This window comes from Streptomyces sp. NPDC002181 (assembly GCF_042890485.1).
Lineage (GTDB): Bacteria > Actinomycetota > Actinomycetes > Streptomycetales > Streptomycetaceae > Streptomyces.
The window spans coordinates 829,838-845,482 of record NZ_JBIASC010000001.1; the positions used below are offsets into that span (position 1 = coordinate 829,838).

Sequence of the window (15,645 nt, forward strand, 5' to 3'; positions counted from 1 at the left end):
GGGAGCGGGGGGAGTTGGGGCAACTCCCTCTGATCTAGCTCAGATTCCCTCGCGCTCGCGGCAGTCCCGGCGGACACTTGGGGCACGTTGCCGGAGCTCTCTTGAGGGGGATTGCCGATGCGGGAAAGCCATCGCGGCGAGGCCGAGCGACTGCTGGAGCGGGCCGTGGACGAGGAGGCCCGGCGGGGGGCCGGAGCCGGTACGCCGGCCGACAGGGCGGCGCTCACGGCGCGCGGGCTGGAGGCGCTGGACGCGCTCGCCGCGAGCGCCGCCGAGGAGTACGAGGCGTACGTACGGGCCCTGGACGAGGCGGCGGCCGGGGACGAGTCCCTCGGCGAGGCCTTCCGCCGCGGCAACACCTCAACGGCGCTGCTCGTGACGGCCGTTGCGGCGGCCGCGGCCGTCGGGGCGGACCTGTCCCTCGGCGTGGGGGCGGGCACGGCGCTGGCGGCCGGCGCCGTCACCGGCATCGCCGGGGCGGTGGCCACGGTCGCCAAGGTGACCGCCCTGCACCTGCCCGCCGCGAACCGGCGGGCCGGGGTGCGCGGGCAGCCCGGCGGGCCGGAGCAGCTGAGGCTCCAGTGGCTGACGGCGCTTGAGGTGCGCGGGATACGCCCGTTCCTGGAGCAGCAGCGCGCGGTGGCCGCCTCGGCGCGGGTGCCCCGGCAGCCCTCCCGGACCGCCGCTCCCCAGCTGCGCGGGACCGACCGCAGCGCGGAGGCCCGCCGGCGCAGCGTTCTGGAGCAGTCCTTCGGCCAACTCCCGCAGACGACGGCCGCGTTCACCGGCCGTCGGGCGGAGCTGACCCGGATAGCGCAATGGGTGCAGGCGGCCCGGGCCAGTACGGAGACCCGCCCGGTGGTCGTGGTGCTGCACGGCGAGCCGGGCGTGGGCCGCACGGCCCTCGCCCTGCGGGCGGCGGACGCGCTGCGCGACCAGTTCCGCGGGGCCTGCGTGGTGGACCTGCGGGGCGGCTCGCTCAGCGGGGAGGCGCCGCTGCCGCTCCGGGAGGCGCTGCTGCACCTGCTGAACCGGCTCGGCGCCCCGCGCGAGCAGCTGCTGTTCCGCGAGGGGGCCTCGGCGGACCAGCAGGTACGGCGCCTGGGCGAGCTGTACCACCAGCACCTCCAGGGGCTGCCCGTCACGGTGCTGCTGGACGACGCGGTGGACGCGGAGCAGGTGCGGACGCTGGTGCCCGAGCGGTCGGAGAGCCTGGTGCTGGTGACGTCCCGGGAACCGCTGGAGCTGCCCGGCCTGTCGGCGTGGGTGCACCAGCTGCCGGTGGAGCGGCTCGCGGAGGCGGAGGGCGCGGAGCTGGTGCGCGCCGGGGCCGAGGCTGCCGGGACGGCCCCGTACGGTGAGGAGGCGGTGGGCGGGCTGCTCGCGCTCGGCGGCGGGCTCCCGCTGGCCCTGCGCGTACTGGCCCCGCTGGCCGCGCCGGCCGCAGAGGCCCCGCCCGCCCCGCCGACCCCACAGGCCCCGCCCGGCCGGGGCGCCGCCGACGCCCTCGACGGCGCCCTCGCGCTCGCCTACGTACGGCTGCCCGAGGAGCGGCGGCGGCTGCTGCGGCGCCTCACCCTCGCCGGGCGGGCCTCGCTCGGGCCCTCGGCTGCGGCGGCGCTGATCGACGCCGACATGGCGACGGCCGGACTGCTGCTGCGCGAGCTGGCGCAGGCGGGCCTGCTGGACCACGTGCGCGGGGAGCGGTACCGCATGCACGACGCCGTGCGCTCGTACGCGGCGGCGCGGCTCGCGGCGGACGAGGACCGGGCCGAGTCCTCGGCGGCGCACGGCCGGCTGATCCGCAATTACGCGCAGCTCGCCGACGCGGTGATCCGGATGGTCGACGGGAAGATGTCGACCCGCGCCCACCACTTCGGGGGGCACGGCTTCGCCTCGCTCGACGCGGCGCTGCGCTGGCTGGACGACGAGTCGAGCTTCATCACGGCCGCGCTGCGGCACTCGCAGGACGTGGACCAGCAGGCCGTACTGGACCTGCTCGGCGCGCTCTGCGACTTCTGCCTGCTGCGCGGGGACCTGTACCGCCTCGGCGAGATCAACGAGCTCACCCTCGCCGTCGAGGCGGCCCGCCAGGGCGGTCCCGGCGAGGGGCGTCTGGTCCGCTCCGTGCAGTGGCGCACCGGCATCGCGGCCCGCCAGCTCGGCGAGCTGGACAAGGCCCGGACCACGCTGACCTCGGTGGTCGACCAGTACCGGGAGGCCCACCAGGACGCCGGCGCGGGCATGGCCCTCATCTCGCTCGGCATCACCCTGCACCACCAGGGCCAGCTCCCGGAGGCCGCCGCCCGCATCCGCGAGGCGCTGGTGCTCCAGGAGCCGGACGAGCTGGCCGGCGACCGCGCGTGGGCCCTGCACGCCCTCGCGGCGGTGGAGCGGGACCGCGCGCACCTGGCGGAGGCGGTGCAGCTGCTGGAGCGGTCGCTGGCCCTGCACCGGGAGAACGAGAGCGTGCACGGTGAGGCGTGGGCGCACTTCCAGCTGGGGCAGGTGTACCTGCGGCTGGGCGACGTCCCGGGGGCGGAGGCGGAGCTGAAGCTCGCCCTCGACCTGTACGGGCGCACGCGCGACGAGCGCGGCCAGGCCTGGGCGCTGACCCAGCTGGGCCGCGCCCGGGTCGTCGACGGGGACCCGGGCCCGGCGGTGGAGCGGCTGCGCGAGGCGCTGGCCAGCCACCGGGAGCAGGAGGACGCGCGCGGCGAGGCGTGGACGCTGTACTACCTCGGGCAGGCGCTGGAGGAGGGCGGCGAGCGCGACCAGTCGGTACGGGAGCTGGAGCGGGCCCGCACGATGTTCTCGCGGATGCGGGACGTGTACGGGCTGGCGCACGCCCGCCACCACTCGGGCCGGGTCACGCGCGACCAGCGGGCGGCTCAGACGGGGAACCTGCGCAACTCCGGGTTCGCCCGGCAGCTGCTGATGGACGCGCGGGCGGACTTCCGGCGGATCGGGCTGGCGCACGGGGAGGCCTGGACCTGCCTGGAGCTGGCGGTGGTCGACGCGGGCAACGGCCGGGTGGCGCAGGCGCTGGGCCTGTGCGAGGAGGCGGCCCGGCTGTTCATCTCGTACGGGGACCGGCGCGGGGAGGACTGGGCCCGTTTCCTGCGCTGCACGCTGCTGCCGTACGCGCTCCCGGGCGCGGGCGTCGAGGAGGCCCGGGCGGAGCTGGCCCGGCTGGCCGCGGCTCCGCACACGATGCGGGACGGTCGCCTGGAGGACGGCCTGGACACCTACGCGGTGGTGCTGGGGCGCGGGGTGGACCCGGCGGAGGGCTGGCAGGCGTGGCGGCTCGGGCTGGTCCCGAACCTGCACTCGCGGGAGATCATGGGCGTCCCCATGCCACCGGCCCCGCCGGTGGCGTGACCGGGTGGGCCGCACCGCCCCGCGAGGGGGGCGGCCGACACCGGGACGACGGTCTGCCGGCCGCGGGGCCCGGCCGCGGGCGCGCGAGCGCCGCCCCTCCCTCGCGAACGTGACGGGAGGGCGGCGGTTCACCGCCGGGGAACCGGCTCCCGCGTGACTACGGAGCCCGGTCGGCGGCGGGTGCGGCGGCGGACGCCGCCCCGGCCTCCGGGGCCTCCTTGAAGTCGACCCGGCCCATGTGCCGGCTCATCGACTTCATCAGGCCCCACACCGCCAGGGCGAGGGCCGCGAACACGATGAAGCCCAGGACGCCGGGGGTCACCTTGTTCTTGTCGAAGGTGTCCCCCGCCAGCGGAAGGAGCTCGGTCAGTGCTGCCTGCGTAGCGCTCATGGCTACGCATTCTCCCGGATGCCCTCGAAGAGGTCGGACTCGGGGAGGGAAGTGTCGACGAGCGACTTCGCGAGCTCGTACTCCTCCGTGGGCCAGACCTCCTTCTGGATCTCCATCGGGACGCGGAACCAGCCGCCGTCCGGGTCGATCTGCGTGGCGTGCGCGATGAGCGCCTTGTCACGGATCTCGAAGAAGTCGGCGCAGGGCACGTGCGTGGTCAGGGTCCGCTCCTTGCGCTCGAACTCCTTCCAGCGCTCCAGCCACTCCCCGTACGGGGACTCCATGCCGCGCGAGAGCAGCGCCTCGTGCAGGGCGATGGTGCGCGGCTTGTTGAAGCCCTGGTTGTAGTAGAGCTTCTGCGGCTGGTAGGCCGGGCCGAACTCGGCCTCCGGGTACTTCGCGGTGTCCGCGGCGCCCTCGAAGGCCACCATCGAGATCTTGTGGGTCATGATGTGGTCGGGGTGCGGGTAGCCGCCGTTCTCGTCGTACGTGGTGATGACCTGCGGCCGGAAGGCGCGGATCTTCTTCACCAGGCGGCCGGCCGCCTCGTCCACGTCCTCCAGGGCGAAGCAGCCCTCGGGCAGCGGGGGCAGCGGGTCGCCCTCGGGCAGGCCGGAGTCGACGTAGCCCAGCCACTCCTGATCGATGCCGAGGATCTGGCGCGCCTCGTCCATCTCCTTGGCGCGGACCTCGTGGATGTTCTCCTCGATGTACTTGTCGCCCTGGAGCTTGGGGTTCAGGATCGAGCCGCGCTCACCCCCCGTGCAGGTCACCACCAGGACGGGAACCCCCTCGGACACGTACTTGGCCATGGTGGCCGCGCCCTTGCTCGACTCGTCGTCGGGGTGGGCATGGACGGCCATCAGTCGAAGCTGCTCGGTCAAGACAGGATCCTCTTTGAGTCGTCAGGGCGTTCGCCTCCTATAGTGACCGAATCGGGGGGTGGAAAAATTCCGGGGCTGCCCCCGGGAATCCGGAGTGCTGCACTCCCGAAAGGAACGATCAATGAGCGCGGTGCGCGAGGGGCTGCCCGAGGGCCGCTACGGCCGGTCGGCGGACGAGCGTGCGGACCGCAAGCTCAAGATCGTCGGTTCGGTGCTGGGCGTCGGGCTGCTGGCCCTGGTCGGGTGGATCGGCTGGGACTACGTCGCGGGCCAGAGCGTCAGCGCCGAGGTGATCAAGTTCCAGGTGGTCTCGGACACCGAGGTGAAGGTGCACCTGGAGGTGCGCAAGGACGCCGGGGTCACCGGGGTGTGCACCCTCAGCTCCCAGAACGAGGAGCACGCCGAGGTGGGCCGCGCGGACTTCACCTTCGGGCAGAAGAGCTCGCGCGTGGACGAGATGCTCTCGCTGAAGACCACCGGCCGGGCCACGATGATCGAACTGGTGGGCTGCCAGGCCGCGGGCCAGGGCACCACGCCGACGGCAGGCTGATCTCTTCCCTGCTCACGGGCCCGATGACACACTTGATACACATGGTGTCCTCCCCCTTTTCTTCCCGAATTGTTAGGCTCGTGGTTTCGCCCGCCGCTGGCGGACAAGTAGTCCCCTGTACCGACGAGGAGCACCCGTGACCCAGACGAGCGAGAGCGTCACCTGGCTGACCCAGGCGGCGTACGACCAGCTGAAGGCAGAGCTGGACTACCTCTCTGGTCCCGCACGCACGGAGATCGCCACCAAGATCGCAGCCGCCCGCGAGGAGGGCGACCTGCGTGAGAACGGCGGTTACCACGCAGCCAAGGAGGAGCAGGGCAAGCAGGAGCTCCGCGTCCGCCAGCTGACGCAGCTCCTGGAGAACGCCAAGGTCGGCACCGCACCCGCCTCCGACGGCGAGGTCGCGCCCGGCACGGTCGTCACCATCGCCTTCGACGGCGACGAGGACGACACCATGTCCTTCCTGCTCGCCTCGCGCGAGTACGCCTCCTCGGACTTCGAGACCTACTCCCCGCAGTCCCCGCTGGGCACGGGCGTGATGGGCAAGAAGATCGGCGAGAACGCCGAGTACGAGCTGCCGAACGGCAAGAAGGCCACCGTCAAGATCCTCGACGTCAAGCCCTTCAACGGCTGATCACCCCACGCGTACTCGAAAGCCCCCGCCGGACGGATCCGGCGGGGGCTTTCCCGTGTCCCGTGTCCGGGCACCGGGGCGTGGACGGCAGGGCGGCCGACGGCCGGACGGTCTACGCGCTCGCCGAGCGGTACTTGCGGACCGACAGGGTCCGGAAGACCACGACGATCAGCACCGACCACAGGATCGACGCGGTGACCGGGTGCTGCATGGGCCAGGCCGCGGGTGCCTCGTATCCCGGCGGGAAGTTGCCGAACAGCTGCCGGGCCGCCTGGACGGTGGCGCTGAACGGGTTCCACTCCGCGATGGTCCGCAGGAAGGCCGGCATGTTCTCGGAGGGGACGAAGGCGTTCGAGATGAACGTCAGCGGGAAGAGCCAGATCAGCCCGCCCGAGGTGGCCGCCTCCGGGGTGCGCACCGACAGGCCGATCAGCGCGCCGATCCAGGAGAACGCGTAACCGAGCAGGAGCAGCAGCGCGAACCCGGCCAGCACCTCGCCGGCGCTCGTGTGGGTGCGCCAGCCGACGAGCAGGGCGACGACGGCCAGGACCACCAGCGTGAGGGTGGTCTGGACGAGGTCGGCCAGCGTGCGGCCGGTCAGGACCGCGCCGCGGGCCATGGGCAGCGAGCGGAAGCGGTCGATCAGGCCCTTGTGCATGTCGTCCGCGATGCCCGCGCCCGCGCCGGCGGTGGCGAAGGTGACGGTCTGGGCGAAGATGCCGGCCATCAGGAACTCGCGGTAGGCGGCGGGCGAGGTGTTGCCGTCCACGCTGATCGAGCCGCCGAAGACGTAGCTGAAGAGCACGACGAACATGACCGGCTGGATGAGCCCGAAAATGATCACTTCGGGGATCCGGGACATCCGGATCAGGTTCCGTTTGGCGATGACCAGGGAGTCGTTGACGCCCTGGGCGATGCCGCCGCGGGGTCGGGGTGCCGCGAGCCGCGGGGTCGGGGAGGTGGGGGGCGGGGAGGTGGGGGTCATTTCTGCGCCTCCTCGTCGTTCAGGGCGGCCGTGTGACCGGTGAGGGAGATGAACACGTCGTCGAGGGTGGGCCGGCGCAGGGCGATGTCGTCGATCTCGATGCCGCGCGAGTCCAGCTCGCGGATGACCTCGGCGAGCAGCCTGGCGCCGCCGCTGACCGGGACGGTCAGCTTGCGGGTGTGCTGCTCGACGGTGGTCTCGCCCTCGCCGAAGCCGGCCAGCACGGCGCGGGCGTCGGCCATGTGCCCGCGCTCGTGGACGACGACCTCGACGCGCTCGCCTCCGGTCTGGGCCTTGAGCTGGTCGGAGGTGCCGCGGGCGATGACCTTGCCCTGGTCGACCACGCAGATGTCGTGGGCGAGGTGGTCGGCCTCCTCCAGGTACTGGGTGGTGAGCAGCAGGGTGGTGCCCCCGGCCACCAGCTCCTGGATGACGTCCCAGAGCTGCTGGCGGTTGCGCGGGTCGAGGCCGGTGGTCGGCTCGTCCATGAACATCACGGGCGGCCGGACGACGAGTGCCGCCGCGAGGTCCAGGCGCCTGCGCATGCCGCCGGAGTACGTCTTCGCGGTGCGGTCGGCGGCGTCGGCGAGGTTGAAGCGCTCCAGCAGTTCGCCGGCCCGGGCCTTCGCCGCCTTGCCCGTCATCTGGTACAGCCGGCCGACCATCCGGAGGTTCTCGCGGCCGGTCAGGTACTCGTCCACGGCCGCGAACTGGCCCGAGAGGCCGATGGCGCGGCGGACTTCGTTGGGATGCCTGAGGACGTCGATCCCGGCGACCACCGCCTTGCCGCTGTCGGGCCGCAGGAGGGTGGTCAGGACGCGGACGGCCGTGGTCTTGCCGGCGCCGTTGGGGCCGAGCAGGCCCAGCACGGTGCCCTCGGGGACATCGAGGTCCACGCCGTCCAGTGCCCGTACCTCGCCGAAGGTCTTGACCAGGCCTTCGGCGTAAATGGCGCCCGGCATAGGGATTCCCCCTGGATGTAGCGAGCCAGTGAACCGGTGCTTCCCAGGCAAATCCTATGGGCGCGGGTCAAGGACCGCCCGGGCGTCAGCCCGCGCCGAGGTACGTGACGTTCACGGTGAGGAGGCTCTCGTTCGACTTCAGGGACACGGTGGTCGACTGCTTCACGCTGCCGACCAGCAGCACCCAGTCCGTCTGCTCGTAGCTGTTCGGCGCCGTCTCCCGCCAGCCGAGGTGCTTGAGGTGCTCGGCGATCTTCGGCAGGGCGCCCTCCACCTGCTGCGTGTTCACGACCGCGGTCCAGTCGACCTGGCTCGCGTTCTTCGTGTTGTCGGCGTCGCCCGAGCCCTTCCCCTTCTCGGGGTCCAGGCCCGCGGCGCGCAGCGCCGAGCGGACCTCCTGGTCCACGGTGTCCCGGCTGACCGGCGCTTCGGCGCCCTTGGCCGCGGGCTGCGCGGCGGAGGACGCGGCCGCCTTCGGCGCCCCCTCCTTGCCGGATCCCTCGGAAGAGGAACAGCCCGCGAGGACGAGGGCCGCCGACGCGGCCAGAGCGATGACGGCCGCCGTTTGCGGTCTGACGCGAATGTGCACCGAGAGACTCCCACCCCATGTGAACGTGGCCGGGAGTCTCACACAAACGGCCGGATTCCGCACCCCTGTGTCACCACCGAAGGGGACAAGACCTAGCCGATCACCGCGTATCCGGCACCGTGGAGGGAGCGCGCGACCTCGGCGCAGTGCTCCGGGCCCTTGGTCTCCAGGTGCAGTTCGACCTCCACCTCCGTGAGCCCCAGCCGCGGGTCGGTCCGTACGTGGCTCACGTCCAGCACGTTCGCATCCACCGTCGACAGCACCGCCAGGAGCCCGGCCAGCGCCCCCGGCCGGTCCGCGACGCGCAGCCGCAGCGACAGGTAGCGGCCCGCCGCCGCCATGCCGTGGCGCAGGATCCTCTGGAGCAGCAGCGGGTCGATGTTCCCGCCGGACAGGACCGCGACCACGGGGCCGCCGCCCGCGTACAGCTCGGGACGGCTCAGCAGGGCGGCCACGGGGCTGCACCCGGCCGGCTCGACCACCAGCTTGGCGCGCTCCAGGCAGAGCAGCAGGGCGCTGGAGAGGGCGTCCTCGGAAACCGTGCGGACGCCGTCGAGCAGTTCGCCGATGATGTGGAACGGGATGTCCCCGGGGCGGCCGACCTTGATCCCGTCGGCCATGGTGACCGGGTTGTCGATCGAGACCGGGTGCCCGACCCGCAGCGAGGGCGGGTAGGCGGCCGCGCCCTCCGCCTGGACGCCGATGACCTTCACGTCGGGCCGCAGGGCCTTCACGGCGACAGCGATGCCCGCCGCGAGGCCGCCGCCCCCGATCCCGACGAGGATCGTCCGCACCTCCGGGCACTGCTCCAGGATCTCCAGGCCGACCGTGCCCTGGCCCGCGATGATGTCGCGGTGGTCGAACGGGTGGATGAACACCGCCCCGGTGCGGTCCGCGTACTCCTGGGCCGCCGCCAGGGTCTCGTCGACGACCTGCCCGTGCATCCGCACCTCGGCCCCGTACTCCCGCGTCGCCGCCACCTTCGGCAGCGGCGCCCCGACCGGCATGAACACCGTCGAGCGGACGCCGAGGAGGGAGGAGGCCAGGGCCACGCCCTGCGCGTGGTTGCCGGCACTGGCCGCGACCACGCCGGCGGCCCGCTGCTCGGGGCGCAGGCCGGCGATGCGCACGTACGCGCCGCGCAGCTTGAAGGAGCCGGTCCGCTGGAGGTTCTCGCACTTGAAGTGGACCGGGGAGCCCGTGAGGGCGCTCAGGTGCCGGCTGTTCTCCATCGGCGTGACCCGGGCGACGCCGGAGAGCATCTTCTGGGCCCCGCGGACGTCGTCGAGGATGACCTGCGGAACGGGCACGGGCACGCGGTAGTTCATGCCGCCAGTCTCGCAGCCCCCACCGGTACCGGCCGGGGGCGGCGGAGCCGGGCCCTTCGGACCGGGTGCCCGCCCGGGGCTGCGGATGTCACGGGGGCAGGGCTCCGGGGGCCCACAGGGGGCGAAATCACGCCATCCGGGACGGGTCCGCCGCCTTGGTCCGTACCGCCCGTATCAGTTCTCGTACGAGGCGTACGGGCCGCCCCACGGCCGCGTACTCTGTCCCCCAACCTTGTCGGCCCCACGCGAAGAGAGCTCACGGCCATGCCCTCCAACCCGGCCAATTCCGACCTGCCCACGGCGGCCGAGGCGTCCGCCGAAGCCGGGCTCCTCGACGCGCTCCAGCACCAGGTGGCCGTCTTCGCCCGGCGCGCCGAGCAGACCCGCCTGGGCGGGGTCGGCCAGGCCCGCAACTCGATGGACCGCGCCGCGTACCTGCTGCTGAACCGGCTCGACCTCGAAGGCCCGATGGGCGTCAAGGCACTCGCCGGCGGCATGGGCATCGACTCCTCCACCGTCACCCGCCAGGTCGCCCCGCTCGTCGACAGCGGCCTGGTCAAGCGCACCTCGCACCCGGAGGACGGGCGGGCCGTGGTCCTCGCGCTCTCCCCGCGCGGGCTCGCGCGGCTGGAGGAGGTCCGCTCCTCGCGCCGCGAGCTGATGGCCCGGGTGACCGAGGAGTGGTCCGAGGAGGAGCGCGAGTCGTTCACCGGACTGCTGACCCGGTTCAACGGCTCGCTGTCGGAGCTGATGGGCGCCGCTTCGGAGGCGGGCCCCGCCTCCTGAGGTCCGGGGCGGTCCGCCGGCCCGATCCGGAGTCCGTCCGACCTCTTGGCCGGGCGGTCCCGCTGCCCGCACTATGTGGCCTGTGGACGTCCACCGGCCGGGCACCTACGCGGAGTTCGAGGCCTACGTCGCGGGTGCGGCGGGGCGGCTCCTGCACGTCGCCGTCCTGCTGACCGCCGAACCGCAGGACGAGCCCGCCGCCGCCCGCAGGCTGCTCGCGGGCGCGCTGGCCCGTACGTACGCGCAGTGGCGCCGGGTCCGCCGCGACGACCCGTACGACCACACCCGCCAGGAGCTGTGCGCCGCCTTCGCGCGCACCGGCTGGCGCCACCACGGCGGTACGGGGCTCCTCGCACCGCTCGGCCCGCTGGAGCGGCTCGTGCTGGTGCTGCGCGTGTACGAGGGCGTCGCCGAGGAGGTCACGGCCGCCCAGCTGGGGCTGCCGGTGGAGCGGGTGCGGGCGCTGTGCGCCCGGGGGGTGGCCGCAGTGCGCTCCCAGGAGGCGGCGTGAGCACCTACGACCGCAAGGAAGACCAGGTCAGGCGGCTGCTGGAAGGTCCGCGCCCGGTGGTCCCGGCCGGGCTGGCGGCGAGCGCCGCGGCCCGCGGGGACCGGCTGCTGCGCCGCCGGCGGGTCCTGCGCAGGGCCGGCTGGACCCTGCTCGCCGCGGCGGCCGTGGCCTTCGCGGTGTGGGCCTCGCTGACCCGGCCGTGGGAGGTGCCGCCGAGCGGTGTGTCCCCGCCCCTGCAGGGCTGGTAGCCACCGCCCGGCGGCTCTCGCCGCACGGCCGACTAGCCGAGGGCCTGGGTCAGGTCCGCGATCAGGTCGTCGGCGTTCTCGATGCCGACCGAGACGCGGATCAGGTCCGCCGGGACCTCCAGGGCCGAGCCGGCCACCGAGGCGTGGGTCATGCGGCCCGGGTGCTCGATGAGGGACTCGACGCCGCCGAGGGACTCGGCCAGGGTGAAGATCTTGGTGCGGCCGCAGACCGCGACCGCCTCCTCCTCGCCGCCGGCGACCTGGAAGGAGATCATGCCGCCGAAGTTGCGCATCTGCTTGGCGGCGATCTCGTGGCCCGGGTGCTCGGCCAGGCCCGGGTAGAGGACCTTGGTGACCTTCGGGTGGCGCGTCAGCACCTCCACGATCTTCTGCGCGTTCTCCGCGTGGCGGTCCATGCGGACGGCCAGCGTCTTGATGCCGCGCAGCACGACCCAGGAGTCGAAGGGGCCGGCCACGGCGCCCATCGCGTTCTGGTGGTAGGCCAGCTCCTCGCCGAGCGCCGCGTCGGCGGTCACCAGCGCGCCGCCGACCACGTCGGAGTGGCCGCCCATGTACTTGGTCAGCGAGTGCACGACCACGTCGGCGCCGAGCGCGAGGGGCTGCTGGAGGTAGGGCGAGGCGAAGGTGTTGTCCACGACCAGCTTGGCGCCGGCCGACCGCGCGATGTCGGCGACGACGGCGATGTCGGTGATGCCGAGCAGCGGGTTGGACGGGGTCTCGACCCAGATGACCTTGGTCTTCGGGGTCAGGGCGGCCCGTACGGACTCCGCGTCGGAGGTGTCGGCCACCGACCACTCCACGCCCCAGCGGGAGACGACCTTCGCGAAGAGGCGGAAGGTGCCGCCGTACGCGTCGTTCGGGATGACCACGTGGTCGCCCGGGGAGAGCAGCGTACGCAGGAGGCAGTCCTCGGCGGCGAGCCCGGACGCGAAGGCGAGGCCGCGCCGGCCGCCCTCCAGCGCCGCGAGGTTCTCCTCCAGGGCGGTGCGGGTCGGGTTCGCGCTGCGGCTGTACTCGTAGCCGCCGCGCAGTCCGCCCACGCCGTCCTGCTTGTACGTGGACACCTGGTAGATCGGGGGCACGACCGCGCCGGTCTGCGGGTCCGCCGTGTTGCCCGCGTGGATCGCGCGGGTCTCGAAGCTCTGGTGCTCGTGGCTGTCGTCGCTCATGGGCAGAGCTTATGGGGTGCCGGACCGGAGGGCGGGGTGGGGCATTGGCCTTCGCGCAGGTGCGTCTGGTTCGCTGGGGGGCATGGAGATTCTGTGGTTCCTGATCGCGCTCGGCCTGCTCGTGGCCGCCTTCAGCCCGTACATACGGCGCAGGCGGGGCGGGAGCCTGCGCCTGGTCGCGCCGGACAGCCCTGACGCGGCCGACCCCGAGAACTACGGTTTCGCCCGCCAGGAGCACCTGGACATCCGGGTGCCGGGTCCCGACGAGGACCTGATGGACGCCCTGGACGCCGTACAGCGCACCGGCCGGTGGCAGGCGGCCTCCCAGCTGCTGGCCGGCACCCCGAAGGAGGGCGAGCTGCGCTGGCAGCGGGTCCAGGCCTTCGGCGGGGCCGCGGCGCTGGAGCTGGTCGCGGAGCCGGGGGTCGGCGCGCGCTGGCTGAAGGCGTGGCGGCTGGAGGCGGAGAAGGACGCGGGCGGCGCGCAGGTGCACGCGGAGCTGCTGGTGCAGCAGGCGTGGCGGCATTCGGGCGGCGTGGGCTCCACGGACCACCGGATCATCCTGGAGGAGGCCCGCGAGGCGTGCGGCAAGGCGGCGCTGCTGGCGCCGGGCGACCCGGTCCCGTTCATCACCGAGCTGGCCGTGGCGCGGGCGCTGGGGTACTCGGAGGCGGAGTTCGACGCCCTGTGGGCGAAGGTCATCGACGTGGCCCCGGCGCACATGGGCGCGCACCTGGCGGCGCTGCACTACTGGTGCGAGAAGTGGCACGGCTCGCGGGAGAAGGCGGACGCCTTCGCGCACGCGGCGGCGGCCCGCGCCCCCCGGGGCTCGCTGCTGGCGGCGCTGCCGCTGTTCGCGGTGTACGAGCACGTGCCGGACGTCGTGCTGACGAACTACTGGCGGGGCGCGGTGGTGACCCGCGCCGTGGAGGGCGCGCTGTACGCGGTGCACACCGCCCGCCAGGACGACCCGATGCTGGCGCACGTGCGGCACATGCTGCTGTCGTTCCTGGTGCCGATGGAGCGCTGGGCGGAGGCGATGGAGCAGATCCGCCACATCGACGGCTGCGTGGGCGCCCTCCCGTGGTCGGTCTCCCCCGACCCGGCGGCCCAGTACGCGGTGTTCCGCGCCCTGGCGGTGGCCGGCTACGAGGCCAACGGCGGCTCCCCGGCGACCCTCCCGCACTGACGCGGAAAGAAATGACGGAAGTCTGACGCGGTGGGCGGGGACGGGCCAGGGGGGAATCCCCGTCCGCCCTCGCCCGTTGAAGGGAGCACCACTAGGAGGGAATCATGTTCTCGTACCGCCGCACGCCCGAGCTCCCCACCCGCGAGGAGGCCCTGCCGGGCCGCGCGACAGCGCAGTTCTCGCTCCCGGACCGGCACACCGTCCTCGGCAACCCGCTCGCCGGCCCGTACCCGGCGGGCCTGGAGGTCGCGGACTTCGGCCTGGGCTGTTTCTGGGGCGCGGAGCGCAAGTTCTGGCAGACCCCGGGGGTGTGGACCACGCTGGCCGGCTACCAGGGCGGGTTCACCGAGAACCCGACGTACGACGAGGTGTGCTCGGGCCAGACCGGCCACACCGAGGTCGTGCGGGTGGTCTTCGACCCGGCACAGGTCTCGTACGCCACCCTCCTGAAGCTGTTCTGGGAGTCGCACAACCCCACCCAGGGCTTCCGCCAGGGCAATGACGTCGGCACCCAGTACCGCTCGGCGATCTACACCCACTCCGAGGCCCAGCAGGCGGAGGCCGAGGCCTCCCGCACCGCGTACCAGCAGGTCCTGACCTCGTCCGGGTACGGCGAGATCACGACGGCGGTCCTCCCGGCGGCGGAGCGCCCCTTCTGGCCGGCCGAGGCCTACCACCAGCAGTACCTGGACAAGAACCCGGACGGCTACTGCGGCATCGGCGGCACGGGCGTCAGCTGCCCGATCGGCGTGGCCAGGGCCAACGGCTGACCCTCCCCCGGCACGGTCCTCCGCCGGCTAGACGGCGGAGGACCGGCGCGCGCGATCGGGCTGCGGAGCCATCAGGCGGCGCAGCACCGGGACCAGGGGCCGCTCGACGAGGCGGTGCAGCAGCCAGGCGATCAGCACCGCGCCCGCGATGACCCCGAGCAGGGTCGGCCACGGGCCCCACTGCTCGTTCCAGCGCCAGATGACCCGTACGCCCAGCGACTGGTGCACGAGGTACAGCGGGTACGAGATCGCGCCCGCGACCGGCAGCCAGCGCCACTGGACGCGGTCCAGCTTTCCGACCGCGATCAGGCCCATCACCAGGTACATCGCGGTGATCGCGGCCAGGCAGACCTTCCAGTTGATGCCGTGCCCCTCGCCCTGCATGATCGCCGGGAGCCGGTGCTGCATCAGCAGCCAGGACAGGGCCAGGATGCCCAGGGTCTCGCCCTCGAACCTGCCCGCCCGCCGGACCAGGTAGAAGGCGATCCCCGCGATGAAGAACGGCGCCCACCGGGGTACCAGGAGCTGCTCCAGCAGCGGGATGCCCGACGCCGGCACCAGGACCGAGCCCAGCGCCCAGATCCAGCAGAAGTTCGCGACCCGGCGGTGGCCGGCGCCCAGCAGGACGACCAGCGAGAAGATCAGGTAGAAGCGCAGCTCGATCCAGAGCGTCCAGTAGACGTTGTCGACGCTGTTCACGCCGAGGGGCTCGTGCAGCATCGTGAGGTTGGTGAGCATCTGGCCGACGGTGACCTTCGGCTCTCCCGGAGTGTGCGGGCCCAGCCGGGCCGCCGCCGAGGAGAGCAGGACCGCCGCCCAGTAGAGCGGGAACAGCCTCAGGATCCGGCCGTGCCAGAACTGCTGGAGGGACTTGCCCCAGCCGGACATGCAGATGACGAAGCCGCTGATCATGAAGAAGAAGACCACGCCGAGCCAGCCGAACTCGGCGGCCTTGTGCAGCGTGGGGAACAGCGCGACCGCCGTCCCCTGCCAGGGAATCGTCCCCGAGCCGGCCAGGTAGTGGAACAGCACCACCGACAGGGCCGCGAGCAGCCGCAGCCCGTCGAGCACGGCGATGCGCGGGGCTCGCGCGGAGGGGGCCCCGGCGGCCTTCGGGCGCGGCCGGTCGGGGCTCGTCCGCGGAGCCGCGACGGGCTCGGGAACACGTTCCCCGCTGAGAACGACCCGGTCGGACATGACACCTCTGAGAATTCCCGGGGTGTTCGCGACACCGGTACGGCGGGGGG

16 protein-coding genes are annotated in these 15,645 nt (G+C 73.1%); 8 read left to right on the forward strand and 8 right to left on the reverse strand.

Annotated features, from left to right (window positions below; translation table 11 throughout):
• Positions 1-117 precede the first annotated feature (117 nt).
• Positions 118-3,381: a tetratricopeptide repeat protein gene (locus ACFYXV_RS03780; RefSeq protein ID WP_389381946.1), complete on the forward strand. Its 3,264-nt coding sequence runs from the start codon at positions 118-120 to the stop codon at positions 3,379-3,381.
• Between the two features lie 157 nt (positions 3,382-3,538).
• On the opposite strand, the gene ACFYXV_RS03785 is transcribed toward ACFYXV_RS03780, so the two are convergent.
• Both ACFYXV_RS03785 and mca read right to left on the reverse strand, forming a co-directional pair.
• Positions 3,539-3,772: a hypothetical protein gene (locus ACFYXV_RS03785; RefSeq protein ID WP_366100094.1), complete on the reverse strand. Its 234-nt coding sequence runs from the start codon at positions 3,770-3,772 to the stop codon at positions 3,539-3,541.
• 2 nt (positions 3,773-3,774) lie between these two features.
• Positions 3,775-4,656 (reverse strand): mycothiol conjugate amidase Mca, encoded by an 882-nt coding sequence (mca, locus tag ACFYXV_RS03790; RefSeq protein ID WP_385465318.1) that lies wholly within the window; start codon positions 4,654-4,656, stop codon positions 3,775-3,777.
• Between the two features lie 121 nt (positions 4,657-4,777).
• Between mca and ACFYXV_RS03795 the strand changes: the two genes are divergently transcribed.
• On the forward strand, positions 4,778-5,206 hold the full coding sequence (locus ACFYXV_RS03795) for a DUF4307 domain-containing protein (RefSeq protein ID WP_383492107.1): 429 nt from the start codon (positions 4,778-4,780) through the stop codon (positions 5,204-5,206).
• A gap of 136 nt (positions 5,207-5,342) precedes the next feature.
• Positions 5,343-5,840: a transcription elongation factor GreA gene (greA, locus tag ACFYXV_RS03800; RefSeq protein WP_383340999.1), complete on the forward strand. Its 498-nt coding sequence runs from the start codon at positions 5,343-5,345 to the stop codon at positions 5,838-5,840.
• Between the two features lie 112 nt (positions 5,841-5,952).
• Here the strand turns inward: greA and ACFYXV_RS03805 are convergent, their stop codons facing one another.
• The 4 genes from ACFYXV_RS03805 to ilvA all read right to left on the reverse strand — a co-directional run bounded on the left by ACFYXV_RS03805 (position 5,953) and on the right by ilvA (position 9,704).
• Positions 5,953-6,825, reverse strand: coding sequence for an ABC transporter permease (locus tag ACFYXV_RS03805; protein ID WP_385465313.1), 873 nt, complete (start codon positions 6,823-6,825; stop codon positions 5,953-5,955).
• Positions 6,822-7,787 (reverse strand): ATP-binding cassette domain-containing protein, encoded by a 966-nt coding sequence (locus ACFYXV_RS03810; RefSeq protein WP_385465310.1) that lies wholly within the window; start codon positions 7,785-7,787, stop codon positions 6,822-6,824. The genes ACFYXV_RS03805 and ACFYXV_RS03810 overlap by 4 nt, the downstream gene beginning before the upstream one ends.
• An 85-nt stretch (positions 7,788-7,872) precedes the next feature.
• Complete coding sequence (locus tag ACFYXV_RS03815; protein ID WP_385465307.1) at positions 7,873-8,376, reverse strand: hypothetical protein; 504 nt, start codon at positions 8,374-8,376, stop codon at positions 7,873-7,875.
• A 92-nt stretch (positions 8,377-8,468) separates the two neighbouring features.
• Positions 8,469-9,704: a threonine ammonia-lyase gene (gene ilvA / locus ACFYXV_RS03820; RefSeq protein ID WP_385465304.1), complete on the reverse strand. Its 1,236-nt coding sequence runs from the start codon at positions 9,702-9,704 to the stop codon at positions 8,469-8,471.
• A gap of 264 nt (positions 9,705-9,968) precedes the next feature.
• On the opposite strand from ilvA, the gene ACFYXV_RS03825 reads away from it, so the two are divergent.
• The 3 genes from ACFYXV_RS03825 to ACFYXV_RS03835 all read left to right on the forward strand — a co-directional run bounded on the left by ACFYXV_RS03825 (position 9,969) and on the right by ACFYXV_RS03835 (position 11,249).
• A complete protein-coding gene (locus tag ACFYXV_RS03825) occupies positions 9,969-10,490 on the forward strand; it encodes a MarR family winged helix-turn-helix transcriptional regulator (protein ID WP_383341014.1) in 522 nt (173 codons plus the stop codon).
• An 82-nt stretch (positions 10,491-10,572) separates the two neighbouring features.
• The gene (locus ACFYXV_RS03830) at positions 10,573-11,001 is read left to right on the forward strand and encodes a sigma factor-like helix-turn-helix DNA-binding protein (protein ID WP_383341017.1); all 429 of its coding nucleotides are present in this window, start codon (positions 10,573-10,575) and stop codon (positions 10,999-11,001) included.
• Positions 10,998-11,249 carry a hypothetical protein gene (locus ACFYXV_RS03835; protein ID WP_383341020.1) on the forward strand — a complete coding sequence of 84 codons (252 nt, stop codon included), beginning with the start codon at positions 10,998-11,000 and terminating at the stop codon, positions 11,247-11,249. The genes ACFYXV_RS03830 and ACFYXV_RS03835 overlap by 4 nt, the downstream gene beginning before the upstream one ends.
• A 32-nt stretch (positions 11,250-11,281) precedes the next feature.
• On the opposite strand, the gene ACFYXV_RS03840 is transcribed toward ACFYXV_RS03835, so the two are convergent.
• Positions 11,282-12,439 carry a cystathionine gamma-synthase gene (locus ACFYXV_RS03840; protein WP_385465297.1) on the reverse strand — a complete coding sequence of 386 codons (1,158 nt, stop codon included), beginning with the start codon at positions 12,437-12,439 and terminating at the stop codon, positions 11,282-11,284.
• Between the two features lie 82 nt (positions 12,440-12,521).
• Between ACFYXV_RS03840 and ACFYXV_RS03845 the strand changes: the two genes are divergently transcribed.
• Positions 12,522-13,628 carry a hypothetical protein gene (locus ACFYXV_RS03845; RefSeq protein ID WP_385465294.1) on the forward strand — a complete coding sequence of 369 codons (1,107 nt, stop codon included), beginning with the start codon at positions 12,522-12,524 and terminating at the stop codon, positions 13,626-13,628.
• 104 nt (positions 13,629-13,732) lie between these two features.
• Positions 13,733-14,398, forward strand: a complete 666-nt coding sequence (gene msrA / locus ACFYXV_RS03850; RefSeq protein WP_383341028.1) for a peptide-methionine (S)-S-oxide reductase MsrA — start codon at positions 13,733-13,735, stop codon at positions 14,396-14,398.
• Between the two features lie 27 nt (positions 14,399-14,425).
• Here the strand turns inward: msrA and ACFYXV_RS03855 are convergent, their stop codons facing one another.
• A complete protein-coding gene (locus ACFYXV_RS03855; RefSeq protein WP_389381948.1) occupies positions 14,426-15,595 on the reverse strand; it encodes an acyltransferase family protein in 1,170 nt (389 codons plus the stop codon).
• Positions 15,596-15,645: the final 50 nt, after the last annotated feature.